Here is a 25,498-nt window from a genome sequence, read left to right on the forward strand (position 1 = left end):
TAATTAATCCGAAACATCTTAAAAACTGGTTTACTAATTGCTGCTACTGTACCTCATAACATCCGGAAGTGCTGTATAGTCCAATACGGTTCAGTTAAGCTCGATCCCCCCTAGCCCCCCTTAAAAAAGGGGGGACAAGAAATTACTCTTGCGTCCCCCTTCTTAAGGGGGATTTAGGGGGATCTCGCCCGGAATAAATAGTTTTAACTGAACCGTATTGTGATATAGTCTGTATTTTAAATAACTATTAAAAATCAAAAGGAAGCTGAAATATAGATGATTTTTCAGCTTCCATTTTGAATTGATTTTGATTAATTTAACGCAGACCCAGCCAGGTGAAAAAATCCTGGCGGGTGAAGAATTCTAGCAGCAAAAGTCCCACGAACCCCACCATCGCAAATCGTCCGTTGATTTGTTCGGCGTAGGCATTCCACCCAAAGGCTGGTTCTGGTTTTGGGGTATTTGGGGTTGTCGGTTTTGGGGATGGAGGAGTTTTAGCAGTCATTTAAAAGTTTTAAGTTTCGAGTTGTGAGTGATGATTTTGGGGAAGCTTTGCGATCGCACAACTTGTAATTTACCAGGAAAAGGACAGCCGATCGCTAATCTGCTGACTTTTCTAAACTTTGAACCGATTCGATCAGATTTCGCACGGTTTCGGTACCTTCTGAAGGCTCAAAAAACAGCGGGAACTTGCCGCGAGCGATCATTCTCAAACCCAACGGGCCCAGACTCAGCAAACCTTTAACATCGCGGAAGTAGTTTCCTACTACTTCGATGCCAAATTTGCGCTCGTCTATCCAGCCCCCTTCTTTGACGAGATTGATTAAAACTTTGCGGTGGCGGATCGATCGACTGGCTTGGTCGTCTTTGCGATCGAGAATCTCTTGTTTAATCTTACCAATTTGATCCATCGGCGCAACTTCCATCGGACAAACCGAGTTGCAGTAGTAACAGCGCGTGCATCCCCAGACGCCTGCGGTGCCTTCATTGTATTTTTCCAGTCGATTTTCGGTTTCGCTGTCGCGGGAGTCGGCGATCGTGCGGTAAGCTTTGGCGAGGGCGTGGGGGCCGACAAATTCCGGGTTGACTTCGCGGGCGTTGCACTCAGAATAGCACGCACCGCAGAGGATGCAGTTGCCGGTTTGGTCGAGTTTCGATCGCTCTTCTGGAGTTTGCAGAAATTCCCGTTCTGGAATTGCTCGCGAGGCGGTGCTGATATATGGTTCAACTGCTTCTAGGTTGTCCCAAAAACTGGTCATGTCAACAACCAAATCTTTAATGACCGGCATATTTCCCATTGGGGCGACGGTGATTTCTGGGATGAAATCAGTAGGCATTTCTGCTGAGCTGGAAGCAGCTATTTTTTGCAGTCTTGCGAGTTCGCTGGCCACATTTTCTTTGCACGCTAATGCCGATCGACCGTTAATTCGCATAGAACAACTGCCGCAAATTGTATTACGGCAATTTTTGCGAAAAGCTAAAGTGCCGTCGTGTTCCCACTTAATACTGTTGAGGCAGTCAAGGATGGTATTGCTCTCTTCCACATCTAGGGTGTAAGTGTGAATCCGGGGAGCCTCGTTTTGATTTTGGCGCACTACATTAAAGCGGACTTTCATATTTTGATTAAGGAATTTAGTGTTTATTTTAAGCTGAATTTTTGCACTCTCTAGAAAGCTCTTATTTTTTTAACAACTATCTAAAGTCAGAAATTTTTATTTTTTTTTTATTGTTTGATAAACATCAATAATTCTCAAGTTATAAATCCTAAATTGCCAATTTTTTAAGCGGATTTGTGAGCTATTAATTGGAGATGAAAGTAATTAATCGCTACAATTCGCTAGTCGGAGGTGCGTGATGTCCAGCTTGTTTGTATTAACTTTTATGTTTTCCACACCTGCTTTTTGTCTGGGTCTGCTAAATCCTCAATGGGTGGGACTGGGAACTCGCAAGCGATCGGCTGCCTTGTACGGCGGGTTGATGGCAGTTTCGTTCGTTTTGCTTGGGGTTACAGCACCTAAGACGCCACAACCAGTTTCATCGGGGCTGCTGGCCTCAACTGAATGGCCAGAATTTAAGGTCAGCGCACCTTTGCGCTGAACGTAGCTGGGTATGCCTCTCACTTTTTTGGTAGCATTACAAGAAATTTTACCAGGAATTACGCCCGGTTGGGCCTACAAACTTAGTTTTTTAACTACCAGCCGGGAAGTCCCGGGCGTATATTCAGAGGGGACGCATCTGAGCGCTACGCCCCGTACCCCGAATGAATTACGCCCGCGTGATGAAAGGCTCGTCGGGTGTAGGTACGGAAACCGACAATTAGACATTGCGAGTACCTTTAACTTTGATGTACTTTCTAACTATTAAATCGAAAAAATGGTACATTAAAGTAGGTGGAAAAAAAGAAGTTTCCCATGCAACTAACATACAAATACCGCCTCAAACCCACACAAACCCAATTAGCAAAAATTGTGGCTCATCTAGAACTCGGTCGTCGGCAGTACAACTACCGACGGGCGTCAAAGATTCAGATGGTGGTCAGCCACGAGAACGCCCGTCAACGCCTGTCCCTTGATTGTTTCGATAGTCCCTATTGAGGAGATTTATCAAAACATTCCTTTGACGAGAGTGCAGACTAGGGATGGTAGAAAAAAGGATGAATTAGGTAATCCTTTGACTAAAAAGGGTGACATTTTCTCGAACATTGAAGGCGGTTATGTGCAGTGGCAAACCATACAGCTTGCCGACCTGAAAAACACTAAAAAACTATTTCCTGATTATAAATTGTTGGATGCACAGGTTTTACAAGATGTCCTCAACAGGGTGGAAACTTCCTTTTCAAATTTCACCACGCCGGATAAAAATGGCAATCGTAGGGGCCAACCCAAGTTCAAAGGGTTTCACTACTACAAATCTTTCACTTATCCTCAGTTGGACAATTTAAATATTGTCAAGGACGAGCAAAATAGGATTTGTATTAACCTCGCAAAAATAGGTAAGCGTGCCTATGGTCTTTCACCGCCCCATACCAACGGGTTTCAAAGTTAAGACGGGTAGTGTTATCTCAGAAGCGGATGGGTGGTATATTTCCCTGACGCTAGAAGATAAGACGGTTCCTGTAACGGTTGCAGAAATTCAACCGACTGATGAAAACACTGTTGGTATAGATTTAGGAATAACTGTGCGAATCGTTGGCTAGAAACCAGTCCTATAAAGGATTAGGGGGATTAGCCGCAAGGAATAGAACCTTGACAACTGAATGACCATGTAGGTGAGAATCAGTACCCTAGAACACTCAAATCCTACCCCGCAGGTGCAGCGGTGAAAGCATCTCCCCTACGGTAGCGACTAGCTATCAATCCGTAAAGCGGGGAGAAAAGATGTTATTACTGACAGCCTAAGTCGGTAAGCATCGAGCAAAAGTACCCATGAGTAAAGCCTTGGCTTGAAGATGTGTTTGAATCGTCGTTACCAAAAACCAGCGAAATAAGGCTTAATGCGCTGGAGCCAAAAGGCACAGGATAAAAGGAGTTGGCAAGTGGGTATTTGACCAACAAGCACTTCCGATAAACCCGGCGAATAACATCACTCTAAATGTACACAGTATGGTCATTCGGAACGAGATAACCTCTCGTCTGTTCTCAGGTGGTCGAATCCCTGTAGTAGGTGCTAACCGTATGCAACGAGTAGGAAAGATTGGGTCAGAAGCTTAAAGTCTGGGGTAATGCCCAGGATATGCAGACGGACTCACGATGATTTGGAAGGGAAAGTCTCAAGTAGTGAGTAAAAATGTCTAAAACGAGTTTAAAGACTACGGTAGAATGGAACCAAGTGAACTGGCGAAAGCTAGAACGTAAGGTTTATAAGCTCCAAAAGAGAATTTTTCAAGCCTCTCAACGTGGTGATGTGAAAGCATTACGCAGACTCCAAAAGACGCTGATGAAGTCTTGGTCAGCAAAGGTATTAGCGGTTCGTAGAGTAACCCAGGATAATACTGGCAAGAAAACGGCAGGAGTGGACGGGGTGAAATCCTTGTCCCCAGCAGCACGTTTGAAGTTAGTAAATAATCTAAAAGTGGGGTCTAAGGTTAGTCCGACTAGGCGAGTATGGATTCCCAAGCCTGGAACGGAAGAGAAGCGACCTTTAGGCATACCTACAATGGAAGACCGAGCCTTGCAAGCACTTGTCAAGCTGGCATTAGAACCAGAATGGGAAGCGCGATTTGAACCTAACTCTTTCGGGTTCAGACCTGGACGTTCATGCCAAGATGCAGTCGAGGCTATATTTTTAAGCATCAATAAAAAGCCTAAATATGTGCTTGATGCCGATATAACTAAATGTTTCGACCGGATTGACCATGAAGCACTGCTCAACAAATTAAATACATTCCCCACCATTCGCCGACAGATTCGTGCATGGTTAAAAGCGGGAGTGATGGATGATATGCAGTTGTTTCCAACATCTGAGGGTACTCCACAGGGCGGGGTTATTTCTCCGTTACTGGCAAATATTGCCCTCCACGGGATGGAAGAACGAATTAAACAGTTCGCAGAAACATTGCCTACTAAAAGTGGCAAAGGCAAAAGGGATAACCGTAGTAGTCTTAGCCTGATTCGTTATGCCGATGACTTCGTGATTCTCCACGAAGACATAACTGTTGTTCAAAGATGCAAAGAGATTATCTCTGGATGGTTAAAAGGCATGAATTTGGAACTTAAGCCTTCTAAGACGAGACTTGCCCACACCCTTAATCAGTATGAGCAAGAAAACCCAGGGTTCGACTTCCTGGGATTCAAGATACAACAATTTCCAGTAGGAAAGTATCACTCGAAACAAGGTTTTAAGACAATCATCACCCCAAGCAAACAGAAGCAAAAGGTACATTACGACCAAATCGCTAGTGTAATTAAAGCCCATAAGGCAGCACCGCAAGCAGTGCTAATCAGCCATTTAAACCCAATTATCCGGGGATGGGCTAACTACTATGCGACTGTAGTAAGTAAGGTTGTTTACTCAGATATCGACGACCTCATGTACCAAAAGTTAAGAGCTTGGGCAAAACGCCGTCACCCCTTAAAAAATGGGGAATGGGTGGCAAAGAAATATTGGCACCCAATAAACGGTGATAACTGGGTATTTGCAACCAAGAAGGAAGGTTCAACCCCACTTCGGTTACTCGACCATGCCGACACTCCAATAGTGCGACATATAAAAGTTAAAAGCGAATCGTCTCCATACGACGGAAACCTGGTTGTGCGAATCGAAGCCGCACGAGAGAGTGGGAAACTCAAAGACTCCCCTGGCAAGCGCTCAAATGCCAGTGTCCATTTCCTGGGGGCATAAGGAGCAATTCTTGTGTCTCATAGCTCAGGAAAGAAGCCGAACCTAAGTAGGAAGTCACGTCCAAAAAGGAGGCAAGGGCAAAACTAATTAGGTGTAGCAACAGCGAACCTGCGATGACGCTTCGTTAAGCCGAGCTTCTGAAAGTGACTGAAACAGGAGTGTAGGGACAATAGATAATCCAAAGAATTAGGTGGATTATGTGAGCGCCTAGTCCCCGGAGTAAAGCAGGACACCGAATTAGTTGTATCTCCATCTGGTGCGGAACGAGATAACCCCGATAGGGTCTACTGCCTAATTTCCAACGCAGTAGTAAAGAAACCGTAAGGTGACTCTAACTCCCTAGCGGGTGAGGGATGTCTTCAGAAGCGAATGCCGTCAGGACGAAAGTCCAGAGGAAAAAAGGCACAAGCCTATAACTCGACGGATAGGGCAGGTAGAAACCTGAGATACCCAACCCGAAAGGGTGCAGACGGAAGACAGGTGAATCTCTTGAAGTTCAATGAGACGGGAATGAACCTGTCAGGAAAAGTTAGATATGACTCATCGAGCCGTAAACGTAACTGACAAGAACGACACTCAATGGCAAGCCATCAACTGGCGCCAAGCCAATCGTGTAGTTAAGAACCTGAGACAGCGAATCTTCAAGGCTACTCGTGAAGGACGCTGGAAGACAGTCCGAAATCTTCAGCGATTACTTATGAAATCGCTGTCGAATATATACCTGGCTGTAAGGAGGTGTACACAACAGAACCAGGGCAAGAAAACTCCAGGCGTTGACGGATTGGTAGTTCTCAACCCCAAAGGAAGAGGAATTCTAGTGGATGCCCTCAAGAAATTCATCCCCTGGAAACCACTGCCAACTCTTCGGGTGTACATTCCAAAGCCTAATGGAAAGAAGCGTCCACTAGGAATTCCCACGCTAATAGACCGATGCCTTCAGGCAATCATACTAAACGCACTAGAACCATGCTGGGAAGCACAATTTGAACGCGCTAGCTACGGATTCCGCCCTGGCAGATGCACCCATGACGCAGCAGAGAAAATATTCAATGCTGTTCGTCCCAACAAGAAGAAAAAGTGGGTAGTAGATGCCGACATTAAAGGATGCTTCGACAACATCAACCACGAATTTCTAATAGGTCGAATTGGAAATTTTCCTGCAAGGAAACTAATACAGCAATGGCTAAAAGCAGGATATGTGGATAAGAACGTATTCCATGAAAGCGAAACCGGAACACCACAAGGGGGAATCATCAGCCCCTTACTGGCGAATATCGCACTGCATGGAATGGAGAAGGCACTAGGGGTCATCTACGAGAAAAGCGGAGGGTCACGAGGAAAACGGATTGTAGTCAGATACGCCGATGACTTTGTTATTCTCTGCGAAACCCAAGAAGACGCCAATAAAGCTAAGGACGAAATAATCCACTGGTTATTAGAGAGGGGTTTGAGCCTCTCTGAAGAAAAGACCAGAATCGTTCATATGACAGAAGGGTTTGACTTCTTGGGATGGAACTTCAGACATTACAAAGTGTCTGACAGAAAATCAGGGTACAAACTACTAATCAAACCAAGTGCCAAATCCATCAAAAACATCCGCGACAAACTCCGACAAATCTGGCTCTCTAACCGGGGCAAGGAAATTGGGGCAGTGATTACAGAGCTGACTCCCGTTGTCAGAGGATGGGCAAATTACCACCGAAAGATGGTAGCCAGCGAGGTCTTTCACGAACTCGACAAATGGATGTTCGACCGTGCTAAGAAATACGCCAAACAGAGACACCCAAACAAAAGTGACAAATGGAGAAACCAACGCTATTTCGGACGATTCAATCATGATAGGGAAGATAATTGGGTATTTGGAGACCACCAAACAGGGGCGCATATCCCAAAATTCTCTTGGTTCCACATCGAACGACACACCCTGATACCTGGTGATTATTCCCCAGATAATTCTGACCCTGACGTACAAGGATGGTTTAGGAAAAACAGGGCAAAACAAGCCAAGGACTATAATAAGTCGTGGCAAAAAATAGCCAAGAGACAAAACCATGTGTGTCCGAGGTGTGGTGACTCGCTATTCAACGGCGAGAACATACATAAACACCACTCGACCCCCAAAGCAATCGGAGGAAAGGACACATACTCCAATTATCAACTTGTCCATCTAATGTGTCACCAGCAAATCCATCATGAGAAGACACAGTGATTTGCTTGAGCCGTGTGCAGGGAAACTTGCAAGCACGGTTCTTAGGGGGGAAGGGGACAGCAATGTCCCTGCCCTACCCGACTACTGGAGTACAAGAATGGGTAATAACCCAGAAATGCCAAGTAGGGTATCAAAACTCCTGAAAAAGCAAAAAGGGAAGTGTACCCACTGTGGCTTGTTTTTCCGTGAAGACGATGTGATGGAAATTGACCACAGAATCCCTAAATCGCAAGGTGGAAAGGATTCTTACGATAATTGGCAACTCCTTCACAGACATTGCCACGACACAAAGACAGCTATCGATGGCAGTCTCGGCAACCAATCTGGCTGCAATAGTGCCAAGCCTAAGCCCACCAGAAGACTTGAAAAAGTCGATGATAGATGGGTAATGAGGTATGCGTAACAAGCACCAAAGCATTGAGGAGCCGTGTGAGGTGAAAGTCTCATGCACGGTTTTGAAGACCAGCGGGACTGGTGACAGTCTCGCTGAGTTTAATAATTACGTCGCTCTTTCTAATGGCGAAAGAGTTGAGAATCCTAGATTTTTGAGGAAGTCGGCCCCGAAGCTGGCAAGACTTCAAGCGAAGCTAGCTAACCGAGTTAAGGGTTCTAAGCCTTGGAAAGTTATCAAGGACAGGATTTCTAGACTTCATCAGTTCGTAGCCAGAGCTAGATTGGATTTTCAGTTTAAAACGGCACATGAGCTGTTCGGGAAATGTGAAGTTTTAGCTGTTGAAGACTTGAGTGTCAAAAATCTGACTAGACGCGCTAAGCCCAAGACCGATATTGAGGATGGTAATTTGGTTTATTTGCCCAACGGTCAATCAGCTAAGAGTGGCTTGAATAAATCCCTGCTTGATGCTGCTCATGGGCAATTCGCTAGCGTCCTAAAATATGTCGCATGGAAATTGGGTAAAAGCGTTTTGTTTGTTGATCCGAAGGGAACTTCTCAAAATTGCTGGAACTGCCTAAATAAAGTTCCGAAATAATTATCGGAGCGGTGGCATTCTTGTCTGTGTGGAGAATCTTTGGATCGAGATGAAAACTCAGCTAAACTTATTAGAAAGATTGGTCTGAGTTACGAAAGTGGCGGGGGAACTCCGTCACTCAAAAAAGCATGAGCAAAAAAGGAAAAAGAAGCCTGCGGTCTAACTGTACCCAGTTGACCGTCAGGTTAGTTCACATAGTGGTTCTTGATAAAGCGGGACAGTAAAAGTAACAGTCGCTCCCAGCCCTTCTCCCATACTGTAAAAATTTACTGTACCCCCCATTGCTTCTACCAGTTTTTGAGAAATAGCCAACCCCAAACCGGTGCCGCCGTATTGCCTGGTACGATCGCCATCCACCTGAAAAAACGACTCAAATAATTTATCTTGCTTGTCGAGAGAAACCCCAATGCCAGTATCAGCGACTCGGATTTTCACCATTCCGGGGAACTGCTGGTTGTGAACAGTCACCTTTTTCTTAATAACCTCGGCACTAATGCGAATTCCCCCTTCCCCGGTAAATTTAATCGCATTGCCCGTGAGGTTCAAGATTACTTGAAGCAGGCGTTGGTAGTTGCCATACACAATAATCTCGTCCTCCACAGGGGGTTTTTGGATTTGAAATTGCAATCGCTTTTGCTCGACTTGAACCCGTGTAAAATCCTCAACTTGTTGCAACAGTTCACCGAGTTTGACGGGAGCGAGGTCTAACTCCATTTTGCCAGCTTCGATTTTAGCGACATCCAAAATATCGTTAATCACATTGAACAAATGTACTGCCGATCGGTAAGCTTCTTCGATAAATTGGTGCGCTTCTTCTGGGTCATCTGCCATGCCGTCCATAAGCAGTTTTAGGAAGCCGAGGATGCCGTTGAGGGGGGTGCGGAGTTCGTGAGAAGTATTAGCAAGAAATTGACTTTTAAGTTGGGAAAGAGCTACGGCTTCGGCGCGAGCGTGTTCTAATTCTTGGTAAAGTGTAGCGTGGGCGATCGCACTGCCGACTTGAGCGACTAACTCGCGGGCGAATTCGAGTTCGACTGGACTCCATTTCGGGGAACTGCCGCAGCGGTGCAAACATATCAGTGCATTGGGTTGGTCTTCATAGGAGGTAGCTGCTACGAGCACGGAATGGCGGTGGAAGGGATCGGCGGCGGGGGAGGCGTAATCGACTGCTACTGGTTTTAAGGTGGCTAAAGTTTGAATCCACCCTGGCTGTTCGGCTGCGCGCAGTTCTAATCCCAGCATAGAAGAGTAAGCTTCTTGGCGGTACTCAGCTACTACTTTAAAAGTTTTCGATTGGAGATTTTCGATTTGAGTTGGGGAAAGCGGGGGCGAGGGGTAGCTAGCTATTGACTGTTGTAATTCGGCTGCTGAGGCGGTCGATTTTTGCTGTTTTTCGGAGGCGAGGAAGGGGGATGTTTCGAGATTTTCGCTGTCTTTTTTGTAGGAACAGATGATGCAGCGACTCGCGTTCAAAACTTGACCCAAGCTGTTAACAGTTTGCTGCCAAATGGTTGCTAAATCGAGGGTTTTGTGGAGGTTTTGAGCGATTTGCGAGATGATTTTACGATCGATTTCCGAGTAGGGAGGGAGCGATCGACCGGGGATACGGCTCGCTGGAAGCGACATTCGTTGGCGGGCGTCCAAGAGGGATGGCAAAGCTCGATAGAGCATGAATTCTGGGGAGTCTGGCCGTCTGTCTGTGGGTTTGTCAGACAGCAGCCTTCCCATAACTAAGACTTTTGTAGCTTTGCCGTTTGAGTCGATCGCCGGAGTGAGTGTCAAATCGAAGAGAAAATATTGTCCGGCGTGGCAAAATGGATAGCTGAACCGTTGCGGTACGAGGGTTTCGAGCGCCCGCCGCAGGATATCGAGATAAGGCGCGGGGGGGATGGGTTGCAGGGTTTCGCTGAGGGGGCGATCCTCTTCGAGGGCTTCGCTAACGACAATTTGTTCTGCTGTAAGGTTGTACTGTTCGGCTTTTTGCCAGTAAAAAGATAGATATCTACCCCTTGCGTCTTGGGTAAATACTAATTCTGCCCCTAACTCTTGAAAAAAAACTGTAGAGGCGAGGCTCGATCGCCGAAAATCTGTGTTAGAGTCCATCAGAGTAGGGGATGAAAGTAGTTCGGATTTTGGAGTCTTGAGTTTTGAATAAATATCTCAATACTCCCCATTGTTTGATGCTTCTACTGTTAATTTTTGAGTTATTAATCAATTAAAAAGTTGTTGGCTTTTTAATTAAAACATTTATCGCTCAAAACTCACAATTAGCACAAATTTTAGGCTTCTATTATTGAGTATTGAGTGATTAATGAACTCAGAAAACATTTATTATTTAATTCTGAACTCAACTCAAAACTAAAAACTATTCGTTCTCAGCCGTTTTGGGTAATTTAAAGATAAAAATTAAGATTGAGAAATTAGGAATCTGCACCGATTAACTATCAAATGTGAAAATTACGCCAAAATATGAGGCTGCGAACCACCACCTCGAATAGTTCCGAGGTTGTGATTTAGCCGAGTTCACTCGCCCACCACTTGTAGCTTTCGCCGCGAAATCTGCAGGATCTCGCCCGCGCGATCGAAATTTCATTGCCAGAAACTTTACAGCCTGCAGATTTGCGCGCGCCGTCTGGGGCGAGAGTACCTCAGTCGTTCCACTCACCGCGGGGCGGGACTGGGGGGTTGCGGCGTAAACTCAGAGCCAGCTCGTCTTCGCGGCGCTCGCCTCTGAGCCACTGCTTGATTGCTGTTTCAATGACTTTGCTGGGGTCATTCGTCAAGTGCTTAATTTGGTCTAGCAGTTCAGGATCGATATGGATGGACAGTTCGACTTTTTCTGACGAACTGTGGGATGGTATTCTTGATTCGCTCATAGTTAAAAAATCCTAGTTTTAATTCTTAAGTTTCAATTCTTTTGATGACAACCGACTGGACTAGATATTGGCAGTCCCTGATTTGCACCCAACCTTTCCTCAACCGCTTAACCGCTTTCTGTACAATGAGAGAGAGAAAAGTTTTTTCCTTTTGGGTGTCCGGCCTCGATCGGACACTTGAAAGGCTAATAACTGATACTCTTGAGGTTTGCCTCAGTTGTGGTTTCATCTCAATCCCCAGTAAGAGGTTGAAGTAAGCACTCTACTCTTGCTTGTGTAATCATACAACAAAAAGTATCCTTTGCCGATTAGCTCTTCGATAAAAAACATGACTAACGTCCCTGTATCTCGCATTCGTAATTTTTCGATTATTGCTCACATCGACCACGGAAAATCGACCTTGGCCGATCGCCTGTTGCAGGCGACTGGGACTGTGCAGGCACGGGAGATGAAGGAGCAGTTTTTAGACAATATGGATCTCGAACGCGAACGTGGCATTACGATTAAGCTGCAAGCCGCTCGGATGAACTATACTGCCAAGGACGGTCAGGAGTACGTGCTGAATCTGATCGACACTCCCGGACACGTGGACTTTTCTTACGAGGTGTCGCGATCGCTCGCTGCTTGCGAAGGGGCGCTGCTGGTGGTAGACGCATCTCAAGGCGTGGAAGCACAAACCCTCGCAAATGTCTACCTTGCCTTGGGACACAATTTGGAAATTATTCCAGTTTTAAATAAAATTGACCTGCCGGGGGCAGAACCGGAACGGGTAAAAGGGGAAATTGAAGAAATTATCGGTCTGGACTGTAGCGGGGCGATTGAGGCTTCGGCTAAGGAAGGAATTGGTATAGATGAGATTTTGGAGTCGATCGTCGAATTGGTGCCACCGCCGCAGGATACTGTTGACAAACCGCTGCGGGCGCTAATTTTTGACAGTTATTACGACGCTTATCGCGGGGTAATTGTGTATTTCCGGGTGATGGACGGAAGTGTCAAAAAGGGCGATCGAGTTTTGTTGATGGTTTCGGGTAAGGAATATGTCATCGATGAATTGGGCATCCTTTCACCGACTCAAGTTCAAGTAGACGAACTGCACGCCGGGGAAGTTGGTTATCTGGGCGCGGCAATTAAAGCCGTAGCTGATGCTCGCGTCGGCGATACGATTACTTTGGTCAAAAAGCCTGCACCGGAGCCTTGGCCGGGTTATACAGAAGCAAAACCGATGGTTTTTTGCGGCTTGTTCCCGATCGATGCTGACCAATTTCCCGATTTGCGGGAAGCTTTAGAAAAACTCGAACTCAACGATGCGGCGCTTTCTTACGAACCAGAAACTTCGAGTGCGATGGGATTTGGTTTTCGCTGCGGTTTCTTGGGTTTGCTGCACATGGAAATTGTGCAAGAAAGACTGGAGAGAGAATACAATTTGGATTTGATTGTTACGGCTCCTTCTGTGGTTTATCAAATCACAACAATTAAAGGGGAAGTGTTAACAATTGACAATCCCAGCCACTTGCCCGATCCTCAGTATCGCGAGAAAATTGAGGAACCTTATGTACGGGTAGAAATGCTGTCGCCGGAAACTTATGTGGGCGCGCTGATGGAACTGTCTCAAAGTCGGCGGGGCATTTTTATGGATATGAAGTATCTGAGTCAAGGCCGCACTACGCTGGTTTACGAGTTGCCTTTGGCGGAGGTGGTGACTGACTTTTTCGATCAGATGAAATCGCGATCGCGCGGTTATGCGAGCATGGAGTATCACCTCATCGGTTATCGCGAAAATCCGTTAGTGAAAATGGACATTTTAATTAATGGCGATCCGGTTGATGCTTTGGCGATGATCGTACACCGGGATAAGGCTTACAATGTGGGCCGCGGATTGACGGAAAAACTCAAGGAGTTGATTCCCCGCCATCAATTTAAGGTGCCGATTCAAGCAACAATTGGTGCGAAGGTGATTGCTTCGGAGCACATTCCGGCTTTGCGGAAGGATGTGTTGGCGAAGTGTTACGGCGGGGATATTTCGCGGAAGAAGAAGTTGCTGCAAAAGCAGGCGAAGGGTAAGAAGCGGATGAAGTCTGTGGGTACTGTGGATGTGCCGCAGGAGGCTTTTATGGCTGTGCTGAAGCTCGATCGGGATTCGTAATTTGTGTGGCTTTTTGTCAGGAACAGGCAAGATGCCTGTTCCACAAAGAGTCTGTTTTTTGTAGTTGTTTGCAGTCATCTAGAACAGGCAAGATGCGTGTTCCACAAAGAGTCAGTTTGATTGTGGGATTTTGTCAGGAACAGGCAAGATGCCTGTTCCACAAAGAGTCAGTTTTTTGTAGTTGTTTGCAGTCATCTAGAACAGGCAAGATGCCTGTTCCACAAAGAGTCTGTTTTCTTGTGGGATGGGCATCTTGCCCGTCCCTGTGGGGGCCCAGAATATGGCTGCAGCGTCAGTGGCGATCGCCCCCTCGCATCACAGCTTACTACAAGTTAAACAAGAATGCTTTGTTGCAACTCGCGCTGAATTTCATCTACAACTTTGCGATCGCTCAAATCGCGATGCCACCAGTGGCTACAGCCATCTTGACAATATTTGCCGTACCTGCGCGCATCGGCAATTGCCAATAAACTCATTAACAGGAAAAAGGTTTTGATAGATTCTGAGGGCGGCAGTTTCAAAAGCTTTGCCATTTGTTCTTTTAATCGCCCTCTACTCAGCAACACACAAGGGGTGTAAGTTGGGCGAAGTTTTGATTTGGCAATAGCTAGGGAAACATCTTCTTCTCGCGCCCCTGCTTGGAGGGTCATGTAGGATAGCCGCTGCAATATTTCCTGCTGGTATTCGGTTGGGAAGCTTAAAAACCAGTTTTTTGCATCTTCTTGGCTAATTAATTCTTGTTTAATTTGATTGATTGTAATTTCATCGGCTAGATTCATTTGCCTCTCCTAAGTCTGGCTCAAATATAACGTGAGGTTCTCCTGAGATGAGGGGGCCAGTAAAAATATCGATTCCCGTTTCTCGACCTGAAGTATTAATTTCGCCGCCACTTGTACCGCGAGGGACGGAACTGCTAGCGGAATGCCGCTGGCGAGAGTTACCTAACATTATATAGTCCCAGTCAGAAGTTGGCGTACTTGTCCCGTTTGCTCGACTGCCAACAACTATGATGGTTTGTTTTGTCCGATCGGCTGCATTCTGAATTCTCCTGGCATCTTCTGGAGATATGCCTGCTTCTTGCCATGTTTTTACACCTCTCATTTAATGAATATTAGCATTGCCGTAGGCGAGTTTTTTCGCACTTCTCGATTTTAAAATTAAGCACGATAAATCAAGTTTTAGTTTCAGTCATCTGTTGATTGGAGCTTGCCGGATGCTTTTGCTCGATCGATCGCCTCTTGAATCAGAAGGTAGACAAAGTTGGAGATCGATCGCTTTTCGAGATCGCACAACTTTTCGAGATCCTTTTTAGCCTGTGTTGGCAAAACCACTGAAATCCGCTCGCTGTCGCTCATGCCCTGCAATCTGTTGGAAGTTTCCCCTATTGTGCCACCTCGCCCGTCCAGCTTGCAATGGGCGATCGTCGGTCGCTATCGCAGCCGGATGCGGAGGGACATCTTCAGTTGTTTCGGCAACGAGTGCCCAACATCCGATTTGAAGTGGTGTTTGATTTACCCTCTCGCCGGGGATAACTTTTTGGAGGGAGGGTTTTTGATAATTTAACTGTCAAATTATCGACGGCGATCGCACTTTGGGACATGAAGGGCGATCGTACTTAATTAACAAATAGCCGAAGCAGGCGCAATTTCGCGGAGTGGCATCAGGAATTCTTGCTTTTCTTCGCGGGTGATATAGCCGCCATTTAGAGCCATTTCCATGAGTTGTTCGACAAATCCCTTTAACTCTGTTATAACTTGAGTTTTATTCAGTTCAAAGTGTTGATTTCGGGATTTTAGGGTAAACTGGTTTGGAGATAAATATCCAAATTCTTTGAAATTACAGCTAATTTTATCGTTGGTTAATGGCTGCAATTCAAGAGAAAGGCACACACTTTCAACAAATTCTATTTTGATGGGTTTCCCTTGGGATAACTCACTAATTTTTTTGGGGAGTTCATCTTCTAGGAGCATACAGATATCGGGGTCTAAAAAAACTTTTAGTTTTTCTTCACCAATTTCTATTGATACTGGGCGATCGCATTCAAAGCAAAATAGTTTCAGACCTAATTCAAAATGCGAAAGTTCTCCTAATGAATCATCGGGTGCGTCAGCATATTGTTCGCAATTAGGTTTTTCTAACTGGATTGTAAAATTGATATAGTTATTCATTTTCATCGCTCCTATCTAATGAGGACAGCGTAGCATCATTGAGAACAGGATAAGCAGATTTGAATGTTCCATCTGGTTTCCTTTTAATAAAAGCATGGGTAACATTTTCAATTATTTTCCCATCGGGATAGTGAACTTTCCCAATAGAACGCTTAAAATTTATAATGTAACAACCGGGATATTTCGGTGTCACTTGTTCAGCTTTTACCCAGTCTCGATCGTTTAGCCACTGGCCTTGAGGCTGATTTTTGGATGCTGCCCTGCCTCTAAAATTAAGGGGTTTCAGTTTTGGGCCATGATGGCGATCGATATGGTCGTAGGCTTTGATGGATTTTGGATTATCCCACTGAGGTTCTACTCCACGGCTTGTCCAGTCACAACCACTTCCTACTTCAATCGTTTGGTCTATTATATCCTGTTCTACAACTTCTGGAGTGTCTTCAGAAGTATCTGTGCCATTATTCAAAATAAGTGGTTTACTCCTAAATGGTATGCGATTGATGATTATACCATTAACTAATTTTAGGAGGGCGATCGCACTTTTGGACGTGAAGGGCGATCGCACTTGACCAAAGAAATTGATTGAGATCAACTAAAATCTAGTTTAATAGTCCTGGACGATGGGGGCCCAGAAACCGGGTTTTTTTACGAAATACTTGGTTACACACCGTAAATTCGGTAAAAAACCCGGTTTCTTTGAGTGAGATTAAGGGCGATCGCTCTTTTGGAGATTAAGGGCGATAACTCTTTTGGAGATTAAGGGCGATCGCAGTTATCGCTCTCCGAGAATTGCTCTTTCCTTATACCGCTCAAGCCTCAGAAAGACTAGGCAATATGACAGCAGTTTGAGCAACGATTTTGTCGAAGACTGTTTTTTGTGATAAGCTGTCCTTCGAGCAAATCTTGACTTTTTCTAGTAAAGATGAATAATCCTCTTCGGAAGTTATTGGACTAGCCATTCCTTTGAGCTTGGCTTCATAGAACTGGCAAGCTGTATAGCCTACTAGATTGAATACGAATACATTAGTGGAAGCGCTAATTGTCCAGTTAGCAATTGGAGTATGTTTGAACAAAAATCCTAGACCTAGTTGGGTAGCTTCTGTACCACTAAGAGCGAGACTAAAAATTCCTAAAAGTTCTGTTTGACGTGCTGGATCGTCGATATCGTCAAATCCATACACAACTGAAATCTGATAGCAAAGTTCTACCAATAGTAAGCTGCTATTATAAAAATCAACTAATGCTGTAGCTGGTGCAGCTAAACCACCACTTATTATCGTGGCTCCCACACCCAATGCTGCTACCGCTGTTGAAAAAATTGCTTTTTCCTGAATGAGACGATTGGCAATCTGGCTAGGTTTTTCGCTAGGATAAACTGCTTTTAGCTTTTTAACAGTATCCTTAGCTTTATCCAGGTCAACGCCTTGGGTAAGATTATAGAATAGGCGATCGCGCCAAGTTGTATCCCATAAAGTCATTATTGTATTCCTGAGAGAGGCTGGTATCTTACCTACTCCCTTAGTTGCTTCATTAAGCAAATGAGATACCTTTTTAGTTGTATCTCCTACCCCTCCTCCTACAGTTTGAGTCCCTTTTTCTATTGTTATTTGACAATCTTTCAAGAAGCTCTTTAATATTTCAATGTCTTTGGCTGATTTTTTGTCAATAGCTTTTTTAGCGTCGACCACAAAATTCAGCAAGCCCATGATACTTTCTGCCGCCGATTGATTGGGTGTTGAAGCTTTATCTACTTTTCCGCCCATGATACTTTCTGCCGTCGGTTGATTGGGTGTTGGAGCTTTATCTACTTTTTCGCCCAGATTTGATGGGTTCTCACCTAGCTTACAGAACTTTATCTTTGGTTCAAATCCCAAGGCAGTGTGAACTTTATTAACAATCAAATTCCACTCTTCATCGTTGGGTTCTTGATAACCTTGAAGAGTCACCTCCCTTCCTTTGACTGTTGCAGAAATCGAACCGCCTGTATAAGCCCATCGGGGATAAAGGGCTATGTGTATCTTCGATACATATTGTTGATCTGAATTCATTGCTAAAAATCCTTGACGATGAATATCTGTTTCTTAGGAAATATAGGCAATTAATGCTAATAATTGACAAGGAAAGTTATCTGACGGATTCAATAGCCCTCCTCGGTTTGACTTTTTCCTCAGTTTAGTGAGAGCGCTTTAAGCAGAGCTAGGCGCTTTGGGGGATGAGGAGGCGATAAACGGTTACGCAACACTTCTGGGGTATCATCAGTACGCCCCTCTTTGATAGCCCGTTTTTTCAGTCGTTCGACTAAAACGTTCTCCGGCACCTCAAAACTAATCACACAGTTAAGCGAGAAATTTACCAAAATTCAGCCCTACTCCCCTGTCAGGTCGCTAACTGTAGTCAGTAATAGCTCAAAAGCCCTCCCACCAAGTTTTTGACTTGTAACTTGCATCATTTGCGCTTTAGCATTCACTTATCATAGGCTAGCTGAGTCTGGCAATAACCTGACACCCATCAGGAATTATGTTAGACTTCCATCAGGAAATTCACACACACCCATCTATGGCATCCACAAACGATCGCTTCGTCGAAGCCGAAAGCCGCTGGGACTTAAAAACTCTGTACTCGGACTTGGCCGCCGTTAAGGGAAAGCCCCTCACCCCCGTAGAAAAGCTGCATCTGCGGGGGTTGCTTTGTGGCTACAGTCCCGCTGAAATCGCCGAAAAGCTGAAAAAGAATCCCAAGGGTGTTGAAACTGACCTGTGTGCCACTATTTATAAATACGTTAAAGCCTTTCTGGGTAAAGGCGTTGAAAAGATAGAAAATTGGAGAAATATTGCGGAATGGCTTGAGGATGCTGGATATAAAACTCAGTCGTCTGCTAAATTCCCAACCAAAGATTTATTACCTGAAAATTGTGTTGTTAATGTAACGAATATAAATATAGATAAAAATCAAATAGTATTTTTTATTAACCTGCGAATACCAACCTCACCAGATTCAGAACTCTCCATACAAAATCTAGACATCAACGATAACAACGGTAACTAAAATTTTGTCGCTATTCAACAGATTGGTAGGGTGTAGCGACTAAAATCAGGAAGGGCGATCGCACCTTTACCCGATCGCGCGGGGCGATCGCACACTGCATTTCTCAAAAAAGGGCGATCGCACTTCTATTGTGCTAGGATTAGATTAGAGCGTCAGCGAGTAAAAAAATGGCAACAATTACCCTTCAAATTCCCGACGAACTAGCACTGCGGCTAGATCCTCTCAAAGATGAGTTACTACAGATTTTGATGCTGGGATTAAGGGAAGTCGAAGCCAATCCTTCAAGCGGATTTTCTGGGCTCACGAAGATATTAGAATTTATAGCAAGTTTACCCTCGCCACAAGAAATATTAGCCCTGCGTTTATCCGACGATCTTCAAGCTGAAATCGATACTTTATTAGAGAAAAATCGCACAGAAGGACTCACGCCGATCGAGCAGCGCCTGTGGCAGCAATACGAATTTGTCGAACATTTAGTACGCATTGCCAAAGCGCAAGCCCTACTGAAACTGAGCGAGGCAGCATGAGTAAAACCTACGTTTCAGCTAGTCTGCGACGAATGGTATGCGATCGCGCCAACGGATACTGTGAATATTGTTTAATCCCAGAAACACTCGCCCTCTCGTCTCATCAAATAGACCATATCATTGCCGAAAAACATAGCGGGGAAACAGTAGAAAGTAATCTGGCTTTGTCTTGCTCAATTTGTAACAAAAATAAAGGCAGCGACATTGCCTCGCTCGATCCAGAAACAGATGAAGTGGTTCGACTTTACAACCCTAGAAAAGATAGCTGGGAAGACCATTTTCAACTTCAAACTGAAAGTGGTACAATCGAACCTCTAACTGCGATCGGTCGAGTCACTGTGCGTTTATTGCAGGTTAATCGTGCAGAATGTCTGACCGAACGTAAGCTATCGATCAAAATTCGATCGTTAACAAAATCCGATTAATCGATCGTGTTCAAGCCACACCATAACCTGTATACGGATGCTTATAGGTCGGCTGTAATCCCAACACAATATCCTCTTTAGATTTTGGCGATCGATTATGACCATCAAAGAACAACTTCTCCAAACCATTGAAACACTGCCTGATGACTTGCTAGCACAAACCCTACAATTCGTCCAAAGCCTTCAGCATCCCATTCACAAAACTCCAGGAATTTGTGGCGGTGCAGCGCGAATTCGCGATACCCGCATTCCCGTCTGGACGATTATCGCCTACCAACAACAGGGCGCAACTGAATCCGAACTTCTCTATAATTATCCAGGACTCACCCTTCAAGATTTGCAAGCGGTTGCGAACTATTACGAACACAACCGAGAAGAAATCGAGCTGTGGCTTGCTGAAAATGAGTAACTAAAAATGCTAAAGTTTTACTCGAATGAAAACTTTCCGATCGCAATGGTTGATTTACTGCGAGCGCGTGGCTATGATGTTTTGACATCCTAGAGCGCTGGACAAGCCAATCAAAAAATTCCCGATGATGAAGTCTTGATGTACGCGACAAATGCAGGGCGAGTAGTCATTACAGAAAATCGTCAAGATTTCATCAATCTCCATTCTACAACCTCAAATCATGCAGGAATTGTAATTTGTAAAGCCGATCGAGACTATGCAGGCAAAGTGCAGGTACTTCATGAATTTTTCACCCAAGATACACAGCCAATGGATAATCGTCTGCTTCGGGTGATGAAACAGAATCTTAAAGGTAGTCAACAGACATTTATACTTCAGGAATACCCAAAGTCTTCTTAAAAATAATCGTGACTTTAACTGCTGCTGAGATTCCACCGCGATCGGATAGCGATACTGTATAATTCTAATTCCCGTCGTCGCAGTTAGTCGATCGCGACTAAGGCCAAATAAACCGGGTTTCTCGGAAAAATATTTGCTTGCTCAACTTTATCTACGAATAAACCAGGTTTCTAGCCTCTGACAAGCGAATTTCTTCATGTGGTACCCGCCACGTGATTTATCTCGCGCAAATCAATCCAAAATCTAAAATCTAAAATCACTTATTGCCCCCGCATTTATCTCGCGCAAGTCAATTCTTTAATCTAAAATCTAAAATCTAAAATCGATTGACGCGCGTCAGCCCTGTTTACATAAACTGGATTAACCTATTCTCAAACAAGCCCGTGAAGCGTAGCCATACCTAGGGAATCAGCCTTTTCTTAGATAACTCAAGACAGAAGCGATCGCCTCACCAATCACAACAAACAAACAATTAATACCTATTAACTCAAAAGTGAATTATTGTCAACAGTATTTTTGCGAAAATATTGAAGCTTCACTAAAAATTGCTAGCTGACATTTGCGAATTATAGCACTTTGTTCAAAGTATTGGCAAATGCTAAGTTAATTAAAGATTTAATAAAGGTGACGCATAAGTGTTTACATCGTCGATCGCAATTTTGTTATTCTATTAGCAAGTTTCATTTGATAGACTGAATTTTTGTACCCCAGTCCTACCCCTAAACAGAACGGCAGTTTCCACAATGAGAATTTTAGTCACAGGCGGTGCAGGTTTCCTCGGTTCCCACCTAATCGATCGCTTAATGGCCCAAGGACATGAGGTAGTCTGCCTGGATAATTTTTACACCGGGACTAAACGCAATATCCTCAAATGGCTGGACAACCCGTATTTTGAGCTGATCCGCCACGACATCACGGAACCGATTCGGTTAGAGGTAGATCAGATTTACCATCTGGCTTGTCCCGCTTCCCCTATACACTATCAGTACAACCCTGTCAAGACAATTAAAACAAACGTCATCGGCACGATGAATATGTTGGGATTGGCCAAACGGGTAAAAGCAAGATTCTTTCTCGCTTCCACTTCCGAAGTGTACGGAGATCCTGACGTACATCCACAAACAGAAGATTATCGCGGCAACGTTAATTGTATCGGGATCAGATCGTGTTACGACGAAGGGAAGCGAGTAGCTGAAACCTTATCTTTTGATTACCACCGTCAAAATGGTGTAGACATTCGAGTTGTGCGAATTTTTAACAGTTTGACAGGCGATCAAAAAGTTCTCTATTACAAAGGAGATCGACTTTATTACGAAACATTTGAGGAATGCTACAGCCGGATCGGAGGTGACATATCAAATGTTTCAGTTCCTTGCTTTGACGAACAGGGAAAAATGCGCTTAAAACCAATCTCGGCAATTTGGAAACACAAAGTGACGAAGAAAGGGTATAAAATTGCAACAACCTGGGGCAAACAAGTAAAAATTACTGAAGACCACAGTTTGTTTACTCGCGACAGCCAAGGGTTGCCTCAAGCCGTATTTGGCAAAGACTTAAAGGTTGGGGATGATGTAGCTGTTCCCAGTTACATTCCTTTTATCGATCGTCCCTTGGAACCTTTTTACATCAGCGATAAAGTTAATGCACCAGGGCTGTGGGTAATCAGCGAGGATGCGATCGCATACTTAGAAAAATTCCGAGAGCAGATATATGGATATTTCGCTCGAAAAGGAATCAGCAATCGCCAATACTTCAGCACCATCAAAAAATACGAAGCCGGCAACAAAATTCCCTGGCAACTTTGGCAAGAATTGGGATTACCTTTGACCCAAAAAGACAAAATAGCTGGCTATCAATCCGTCAAAGCCATCAACAATTACATCGAAAATGTCAGTGATTTCCTGTGGTTTTTGGGATTTTACTTAGCAGAAGGCTGTTTGGTTCATACAGAAAAAGACCGCCAGCTCGTATTTAGCTCAAATGTCAAATATCTGGAAAAGCTGATCCGGGTGACGCGAGAGTTATTTGGCTGCGAGTGTGAAATCAGATTTGACAAAGAGGAGAAAAGAGCGCCATCCGTTAACGTCAGGTCAAAAATAATTGTCGATCTAGTTGTCAATATTTTGGGGTTTGGCAAAGAATTAAGCACCAAAAAAGATATACCCAATTGGATTTTGCAACTTCCCAAAGAACAGTTAGTTCACTTTTTACACGGTTTCTGGGAAGGCGACGGGAATCACGACGCGAAAACAACGGGTTCGCTGCTAGTGTTTAACAGTTCCAGCCAAAAAATCATTGAAAAACTGGTGCTAATTCTAGCTAAATTCGGGATAGTTGGAAGTGTGTCGGAATTCGAGACAACAGTGCGAAAAGGAGACAGCAAAAAATACAAGTCTTACCGGATAACTGTTCAAGGGTTGGACGAGTACAGCATTCTCAATCTTGCTAATGCTAAACAAAAACTGCAAGCTCAAATCACAGGGGATTTAGCTTGGGCAAAAGTTAAAGCCATAGAAGAGTTTGAAATCGATGAGGATGTATACGACTTTTCTGTTCCCGACGGAGAGAATTTTGTAGGCGGTACTTACTGCGTTTGCTGTCATAATACCTATGGCCCCCGGATGTTGGAAAATGACGGCAGAGTAGTCAGCAATTTTATTGCTCAAGCTTTGCGGAATCAACCGCTGACAGTATACGGCGACGGTTCCCAAACGCGGAGTTTCTGCTACGTTTCTGATTTGGTGGAAGGATTTATTCGTTTGATGAATAGCGACAAAATCGGGCCGATGAATTTGGGGAATCCCGGCGAATACACTATATTGGAACTGGCACAAAAAATTCAAAACACGATTAATCCAGGGGCAGAAATTATCTTTAAACCGCTGCCGGAAGACGATCCAAAACAGCGACAACCGGATATTACTCGTGCTAAAACTTGGTTGGGGTGGGAGCCAACTGTGCCGCTGGATCAAGGTTTAGAGTTGACTATAAAGGATTTTCGCGATCGCATCGAGGGAAACCAAAAGTAGAGAGTGGGGATTTGTAGGGGCAAACCCCCCGTGGTTGCCCTCTAGGGGTAGGCACGGGGAGTAGGGGTAGCACTACCCCTACAAGCTGTTTTTTCCTTCTCTCCTAGATAACTAAAGGCTTCTCCCTTCTTCCTTCTTGTTTCAACATCCCATCTAATTTATTTACTAGCTTTGAGGAGATTTCTATGCAGGTTTGTGTCATCGGTACAGGATATGTTGGCTTAGTCACCGGCACTTGTTTGGCCCACATCGGCCACCACGTGATTTGCGTAGACAACAACGAAGAAAAAGTTAAATTAATGAAGTCTGGACAGTCGCCTATTTTTGAACCTGGACTGTCTGAATTAATGTCTTCTGCATCTGCATCTGGCAATCTAGAATTTACTTCGGATTTAGCAGCGGGAGTGTCTCACGGGGATATTTTGTTTATTGCGGTGGGGACGCCTCCTTTGCCTACTGGGGAAAGCGATACTCGCTACGTGGAAGCGGTTGCTCGGGGAATAGGAGCTCACCTCGATGGCGATTACAAAGTCATTGTTAATAAATCTACTGTGCCCATCGGTTCCGGGGACTGGGTGCGAAGAATTGTACTAGACGGTTTAGCAGAACGTCAAAAACCTCACAGCGGTGATGAGGTTACTGGTGAGGAAGTAGCAGCAAACAAAGGTGTTCAATTTGATGTGGTTAGCAACCCGGAGTTTTTGCGGGAGGGCTGTGCTGTTTTTGATACTTTTAATCCCGATCGCATTGTTCTCGGTAGCAACTCTCGGCGGGCTATGGATATGATGCTACAGTTATATCGGCCGATTGTCGATCGCAAGTTTGCAGAAAATCAGTCTTTGCCGGAAGTTCCTGTGGTGATGACTGATATCAGTTCAGCGGAGATGATTAAGTACGCAGCTAATGCTTTTTTGGCTACGAAGATTAGCTTTATTAATGAAGTTGCTAATATTTGCGATCGTGTCGGTGCAGATGTTAGTCAAGTGTCCCGAGGTATCGGTTTAGATTCACGGATTGGCAACAAGTTTCTGCAAGCTGGCATTGGTTGGGGCGGTTCCTGTTTCCCCAAAGATGTCTCGGCTTTAGTTCACACTGCTGACGATTACGGCTACGAGGCGCATTTGCTGAAAGCGGCAGTGGAAGTTAACCAACGCCAGCGGTTCATTGCTATTGAAAAGTTGCAGCACGTTTTGAAGATTCTCAAAGGTAAAACTGTCGGACTTTTGGGTTTGACTTTCAAGCCGGATACTGACGATTTGCGGGATGCCCCAGCGCTGATTTTAATCGAGAATTTGAATCGGTTGGGAGCGAAAGTTAAAGCTTACGATCCGATTGTTTCTCAAACTGGGATGCGTCACGGTTTGTCGGGAGTTTTGGTAGAAACTGACCCGGAAAGGTTGGCCGACGGTTGCGATGCTTTGGTGTTGGTGACTGACTGGGAACAGTTTCGCAATTTAGATTACGATAAAATGGCGAAGTTGATGAATCATCCGGTGATGATTGATGGCCGCAATTTCTTAGACAAGAAGGCTTTAGAAGCGGCTGGTTTCCAATATGTGGGGATTGGAAGGTAAAGAAGAGTTTTGATCGGAACCTCTATCCCGTAGGGTGCGCCGAAGCGCACCTTACATTTACAGCATATTCGGTGGTTGATGAAGTACAGTAGCCACTATATTTATGTTGTGTGATTTTAATACAGCACTTTCCAGGTAAGTGAAGTACAGAGAAACCGGGTTTCTTGAATAAAACCGGTTTCTGGCGAGAAATCCAGAAGAAACCCGGTTTCTGGGGTGTACTTTATAAACCTGGAATCCGCTGTATGTAGGGTGCGGATCTGCGACCTTTTAAATAGAACTTGCAGATTGATGGGTGGCGACGCACCGATGCTTACTACAAGATAGTGTGTACTACATATACATGGAATATGCTGTATCTTGCT

The 25,498-nt window shown here is 44.7% G+C and carries 23 protein-coding genes and 4 pseudogenes; 17 read left to right on the forward strand and 10 right to left on the reverse strand.

What is annotated here, in order from left to right; all coding sequences use genetic code 11:
• Window positions 1-316: 316 nt before the first annotated feature.
• Window positions 317-505 carry a chlorophyll a/b-binding protein gene (locus tag QT973_RS00005; RefSeq protein WP_333051883.1) on the reverse strand — a complete coding sequence of 63 codons (189 nt, stop codon included), beginning with the start codon at window positions 503-505 and terminating at the stop codon, window positions 317-319.
• Between the two features lie 94 nt (window positions 506-599).
• Window positions 600-1,616 carry a succinate dehydrogenase/fumarate reductase iron-sulfur subunit gene (locus QT973_RS00010; RefSeq protein WP_333051881.1) on the reverse strand — a complete coding sequence of 339 codons (1,017 nt, stop codon included), beginning with the start codon at window positions 1,614-1,616 and terminating at the stop codon, window positions 600-602.
• Between the two features lie 238 nt (window positions 1,617-1,854).
• On the opposite strand from QT973_RS00010, the gene QT973_RS00015 reads away from it, so the two are divergent.
• From QT973_RS00015 to QT973_RS00045, 7 genes and pseudogenes are all read left to right on the forward strand, one after another.
• A complete protein-coding gene (locus tag QT973_RS00015) occupies window positions 1,855-2,097 on the forward strand; it encodes a hypothetical protein (RefSeq protein ID WP_333051877.1) in 243 nt (80 codons plus the stop codon).
• Between the two features lie 314 nt (window positions 2,098-2,411).
• Window positions 2,412-2,594 (forward strand): helix-turn-helix domain-containing protein, encoded by a 183-nt coding sequence (locus QT973_RS00020; protein ID WP_333051874.1) that lies wholly within the window; start codon window positions 2,412-2,414, stop codon window positions 2,592-2,594.
• Between the two features lie 410 nt (window positions 2,595-3,004).
• Window positions 3,005-3,196: a hypothetical protein gene (locus tag QT973_RS00025; protein WP_333051872.1), complete on the forward strand. Its 192-nt coding sequence runs from the start codon at window positions 3,005-3,007 to the stop codon at window positions 3,194-3,196.
• A 590-nt stretch (window positions 3,197-3,786) separates the two neighbouring features.
• Window positions 3,787-5,340, forward strand: a complete 1,554-nt coding sequence (ltrA, locus tag QT973_RS00030) for a group II intron reverse transcriptase/maturase (RefSeq protein WP_333051869.1) — start codon at window positions 3,787-3,789, stop codon at window positions 5,338-5,340.
• A gap of 535 nt (window positions 5,341-5,875) precedes the next feature.
• Complete coding sequence (gene ltrA, locus QT973_RS00035) at window positions 5,876-7,549, forward strand: group II intron reverse transcriptase/maturase (RefSeq protein WP_333051867.1); 1,674 nt, start codon at window positions 5,876-5,878, stop codon at window positions 7,547-7,549.
• Window positions 7,550-7,631: 82 nt separating this feature from the next.
• Window positions 7,632-7,862, forward strand: a pseudogene (locus tag QT973_RS00040) (HNH endonuclease); the annotation flags it as partial.
• 82 nt (window positions 7,863-7,944) lie between these two features.
• Window positions 7,945-8,538, forward strand: coding sequence for a transposase (locus QT973_RS00045; RefSeq protein WP_333051864.1), 594 nt, complete (start codon window positions 7,945-7,947; stop codon window positions 8,536-8,538).
• A 180-nt stretch (window positions 8,539-8,718) separates the two neighbouring features.
• On the opposite strand, the gene QT973_RS00050 is transcribed toward QT973_RS00045, so the two are convergent.
• On the reverse strand, window positions 8,719-10,641 hold the full coding sequence (locus QT973_RS00050; protein WP_333232692.1) for a GAF domain-containing sensor histidine kinase: 1,923 nt from the start codon (window positions 10,639-10,641) through the stop codon (window positions 8,719-8,721).
• Window positions 10,642-11,186: 545 nt separating this feature from the next.
• A complete protein-coding gene (locus tag QT973_RS00055) occupies window positions 11,187-11,414 on the reverse strand; it encodes a hypothetical protein (RefSeq protein WP_333051858.1) in 228 nt (75 codons plus the stop codon).
• A 328-nt stretch (window positions 11,415-11,742) separates the two neighbouring features.
• Here QT973_RS00055 and lepA point away from each other — a divergent pair, with 328 nt between their 5' ends.
• Window positions 11,743-13,557, forward strand: a complete 1,815-nt coding sequence (gene lepA / locus QT973_RS00060) for a translation elongation factor 4 (RefSeq protein ID WP_333390255.1) — start codon at window positions 11,743-11,745, stop codon at window positions 13,555-13,557.
• Between the two features lie 332 nt (window positions 13,558-13,889).
• Here lepA and QT973_RS00065 read toward each other — a convergent pair whose 3' ends face one another.
• The 6 genes from QT973_RS00065 to QT973_RS00090 form a co-directional block, all read right to left on the reverse strand.
• Window positions 13,890-14,336, reverse strand: a complete 447-nt coding sequence (locus tag QT973_RS00065) for a DUF5958 family protein (RefSeq protein ID WP_333051853.1) — start codon at window positions 14,334-14,336, stop codon at window positions 13,890-13,892.
• Window positions 14,320-14,658, reverse strand: a complete 339-nt coding sequence (locus QT973_RS00070; protein ID WP_333051850.1) for a nucleotidyltransferase domain-containing protein — start codon at window positions 14,656-14,658, stop codon at window positions 14,320-14,322. The genes QT973_RS00065 and QT973_RS00070 overlap by 17 nt, the downstream gene beginning before the upstream one ends.
• A gap of 83 nt (window positions 14,659-14,741) precedes the next feature.
• Window positions 14,742-14,912: a ribbon-helix-helix domain-containing protein gene (locus tag QT973_RS00075; RefSeq protein WP_333051847.1), complete on the reverse strand. Its 171-nt coding sequence runs from the start codon at window positions 14,910-14,912 to the stop codon at window positions 14,742-14,744.
• Window positions 14,913-15,176: 264 nt separating this feature from the next.
• Complete coding sequence (locus QT973_RS00080) at window positions 15,177-15,725, reverse strand: hypothetical protein (RefSeq protein ID WP_333051844.1); 549 nt, start codon at window positions 15,723-15,725, stop codon at window positions 15,177-15,179.
• A complete protein-coding gene (locus QT973_RS00085) occupies window positions 15,718-16,317 on the reverse strand; it encodes a hypothetical protein (protein WP_333390257.1) in 600 nt (199 codons plus the stop codon). The genes QT973_RS00080 and QT973_RS00085 overlap by 8 nt, the downstream gene beginning before the upstream one ends.
• Before the next feature lie 217 nt (window positions 16,318-16,534).
• Window positions 16,535-17,773, reverse strand: coding sequence for a hypothetical protein (locus QT973_RS00090; protein ID WP_333390260.1), 1,239 nt, complete (start codon window positions 17,771-17,773; stop codon window positions 16,535-16,537).
• A gap of 469 nt (window positions 17,774-18,242) precedes the next feature.
• Here QT973_RS00090 and QT973_RS00095 point away from each other — a divergent pair, with 469 nt between their 5' ends.
• The 9 genes and pseudogenes from QT973_RS00095 (at window position 18,243) to QT973_RS00135 (ending at window position 25,133) form a co-directional block, all read left to right on the forward strand.
• The gene (locus QT973_RS00095) at window positions 18,243-18,770 is read left to right on the forward strand and encodes a helix-turn-helix domain-containing protein (protein ID WP_333390263.1); all 528 of its coding nucleotides are present in this window, start codon (window positions 18,243-18,245) and stop codon (window positions 18,768-18,770) included.
• Between the two features lie 167 nt (window positions 18,771-18,937).
• Window positions 18,938-19,297 carry a hypothetical protein gene (locus QT973_RS00100; RefSeq protein WP_333055759.1) on the forward strand — a complete coding sequence of 120 codons (360 nt, stop codon included), beginning with the start codon at window positions 18,938-18,940 and terminating at the stop codon, window positions 19,295-19,297.
• Window positions 19,294-19,722 carry an HNH endonuclease signature motif containing protein gene (locus tag QT973_RS00105; protein ID WP_333055758.1) on the forward strand — a complete coding sequence of 143 codons (429 nt, stop codon included), beginning with the start codon at window positions 19,294-19,296 and terminating at the stop codon, window positions 19,720-19,722. Before QT973_RS00100 ends, QT973_RS00105 begins: the two co-directional genes overlap by 4 nt.
• Before the next feature lie 97 nt (window positions 19,723-19,819).
• The gene (locus QT973_RS00110; protein ID WP_333055757.1) at window positions 19,820-20,131 is read left to right on the forward strand and encodes a DUF433 domain-containing protein; all 312 of its coding nucleotides are present in this window, start codon (window positions 19,820-19,822) and stop codon (window positions 20,129-20,131) included.
• A 117-nt stretch (window positions 20,132-20,248) separates the two neighbouring features.
• On the forward strand, window positions 20,249-20,530 hold the full coding sequence (locus tag QT973_RS00115) for a DUF5615 family PIN-like protein (RefSeq protein ID WP_333055764.1): 282 nt from the start codon (window positions 20,249-20,251) through the stop codon (window positions 20,528-20,530).
• Between the two features lie 743 nt (window positions 20,531-21,273).
• Window positions 21,274-21,792 (forward strand): annotated as a pseudogene (locus QT973_RS00120) (GDP-mannose 4,6-dehydratase); the annotation flags it as partial.
• Window positions 21,775-23,130: pseudogene (locus QT973_RS00125) on the forward strand (LAGLIDADG family homing endonuclease); the annotation flags it as partial. The pseudogenes QT973_RS00120 and QT973_RS00125, both read left to right, overlap by 18 nt.
• A pseudogene (locus tag QT973_RS00130) lies at window positions 23,131-23,559 on the forward strand (GDP-mannose 4,6-dehydratase); the annotation flags it as partial.
• A gap of 185 nt (window positions 23,560-23,744) precedes the next feature.
• On the forward strand, window positions 23,745-25,133 hold the full coding sequence (locus QT973_RS00135; RefSeq protein ID WP_333055756.1) for a UDP-glucose/GDP-mannose dehydrogenase family protein: 1,389 nt from the start codon (window positions 23,745-23,747) through the stop codon (window positions 25,131-25,133).
• Window positions 25,134-25,498 lie beyond the last annotated feature (365 nt).

Source organism: Microcoleus sp. Z1_A1 (genome assembly GCF_036700305.1).
Lineage (GTDB): Bacteria > Cyanobacteriota > Cyanobacteriia > Cyanobacteriales > Microcoleaceae > Microcoleus.

Bases quoted from the DNA above. Each gene is read 5' to 3' on its own strand.
- QT973_RS00050 (WP_333232692.1), bottom strand. From the start codon at position 10,641: ATGGACTCTAACACAGATTTTCGGCGATCGAGCCTCGCCTCTACAGTT.
- QT973_RS00055 (WP_333051858.1), bottom strand. From the start codon at position 11,414: ATGAGCGAATCAAGAATACCATCCCACAGTTCGTCAGAAAAAGTCGAA.
- QT973_RS00070 (WP_333051850.1), bottom strand. From the start codon at position 14,658: ATGAGAGGTGTAAAAACATGGCAAGAAGCAGGCATATCTCCAGAAGAT.
- QT973_RS00015 (WP_333051877.1), top strand. From the start codon at position 1,855: ATGTCCAGCTTGTTTGTATTAACTTTTATGTTTTCCACACCTGCTTTT.
- QT973_RS00080 (WP_333051844.1), bottom strand. From the start codon at position 15,725: ATGAATAACTATATCAATTTTACAATCCAGTTAGAAAAACCTAATTGC.
- QT973_RS00020 (WP_333051874.1), top strand. From the start codon at position 2,412: ATGCAACTAACATACAAATACCGCCTCAAACCCACACAAACCCAATTA.
- ltrA (WP_333051869.1), top strand. From the start codon at position 3,787: ATGTCTAAAACGAGTTTAAAGACTACGGTAGAATGGAACCAAGTGAAC.
- QT973_RS00105 (WP_333055758.1), top strand. From the start codon at position 19,294: ATGAGTAAAACCTACGTTTCAGCTAGTCTGCGACGAATGGTATGCGAT.
- QT973_RS00135 (WP_333055756.1), top strand. From the start codon at position 23,745: ATGCAGGTTTGTGTCATCGGTACAGGATATGTTGGCTTAGTCACCGGC.
- ltrA (WP_333051867.1), top strand. From the start codon at position 5,876: ATGACTCATCGAGCCGTAAACGTAACTGACAAGAACGACACTCAATGG.
- QT973_RS00010 (WP_333051881.1), bottom strand. From the start codon at position 1,616: ATGAAAGTCCGCTTTAATGTAGTGCGCCAAAATCAAAACGAGGCTCCC.
- QT973_RS00045 (WP_333051864.1), top strand. From the start codon at position 7,945: ATGCGTAACAAGCACCAAAGCATTGAGGAGCCGTGTGAGGTGAAAGTC.
- lepA (WP_333390255.1), top strand. From the start codon at position 11,743: ATGACTAACGTCCCTGTATCTCGCATTCGTAATTTTTCGATTATTGCT.
- QT973_RS00025 (WP_333051872.1), top strand. From the start codon at position 3,005: ATGGTCTTTCACCGCCCCATACCAACGGGTTTCAAAGTTAAGACGGGT.
- QT973_RS00095 (WP_333390263.1), top strand. From the start codon at position 18,243: ATGTTAGACTTCCATCAGGAAATTCACACACACCCATCTATGGCATCC.
- QT973_RS00110 (WP_333055757.1), top strand. From the start codon at position 19,820: ATGACCATCAAAGAACAACTTCTCCAAACCATTGAAACACTGCCTGAT.
- QT973_RS00090 (WP_333390260.1), bottom strand. From the start codon at position 17,773: ATGAATTCAGATCAACAATATGTATCGAAGATACACATAGCCCTTTAT.
- QT973_RS00100 (WP_333055759.1), top strand. From the start codon at position 18,938: ATGGCAACAATTACCCTTCAAATTCCCGACGAACTAGCACTGCGGCTA.
- QT973_RS00065 (WP_333051853.1), bottom strand. From the start codon at position 14,336: ATGAATCTAGCCGATGAAATTACAATCAATCAAATTAAACAAGAATTA.
- QT973_RS00075 (WP_333051847.1), bottom strand. From the start codon at position 14,912: ATGAGCGACAGCGAGCGGATTTCAGTGGTTTTGCCAACACAGGCTAAA.
- QT973_RS00005 (WP_333051883.1), bottom strand. From the start codon at position 505: ATGACTGCTAAAACTCCTCCATCCCCAAAACCGACAACCCCAAATACC.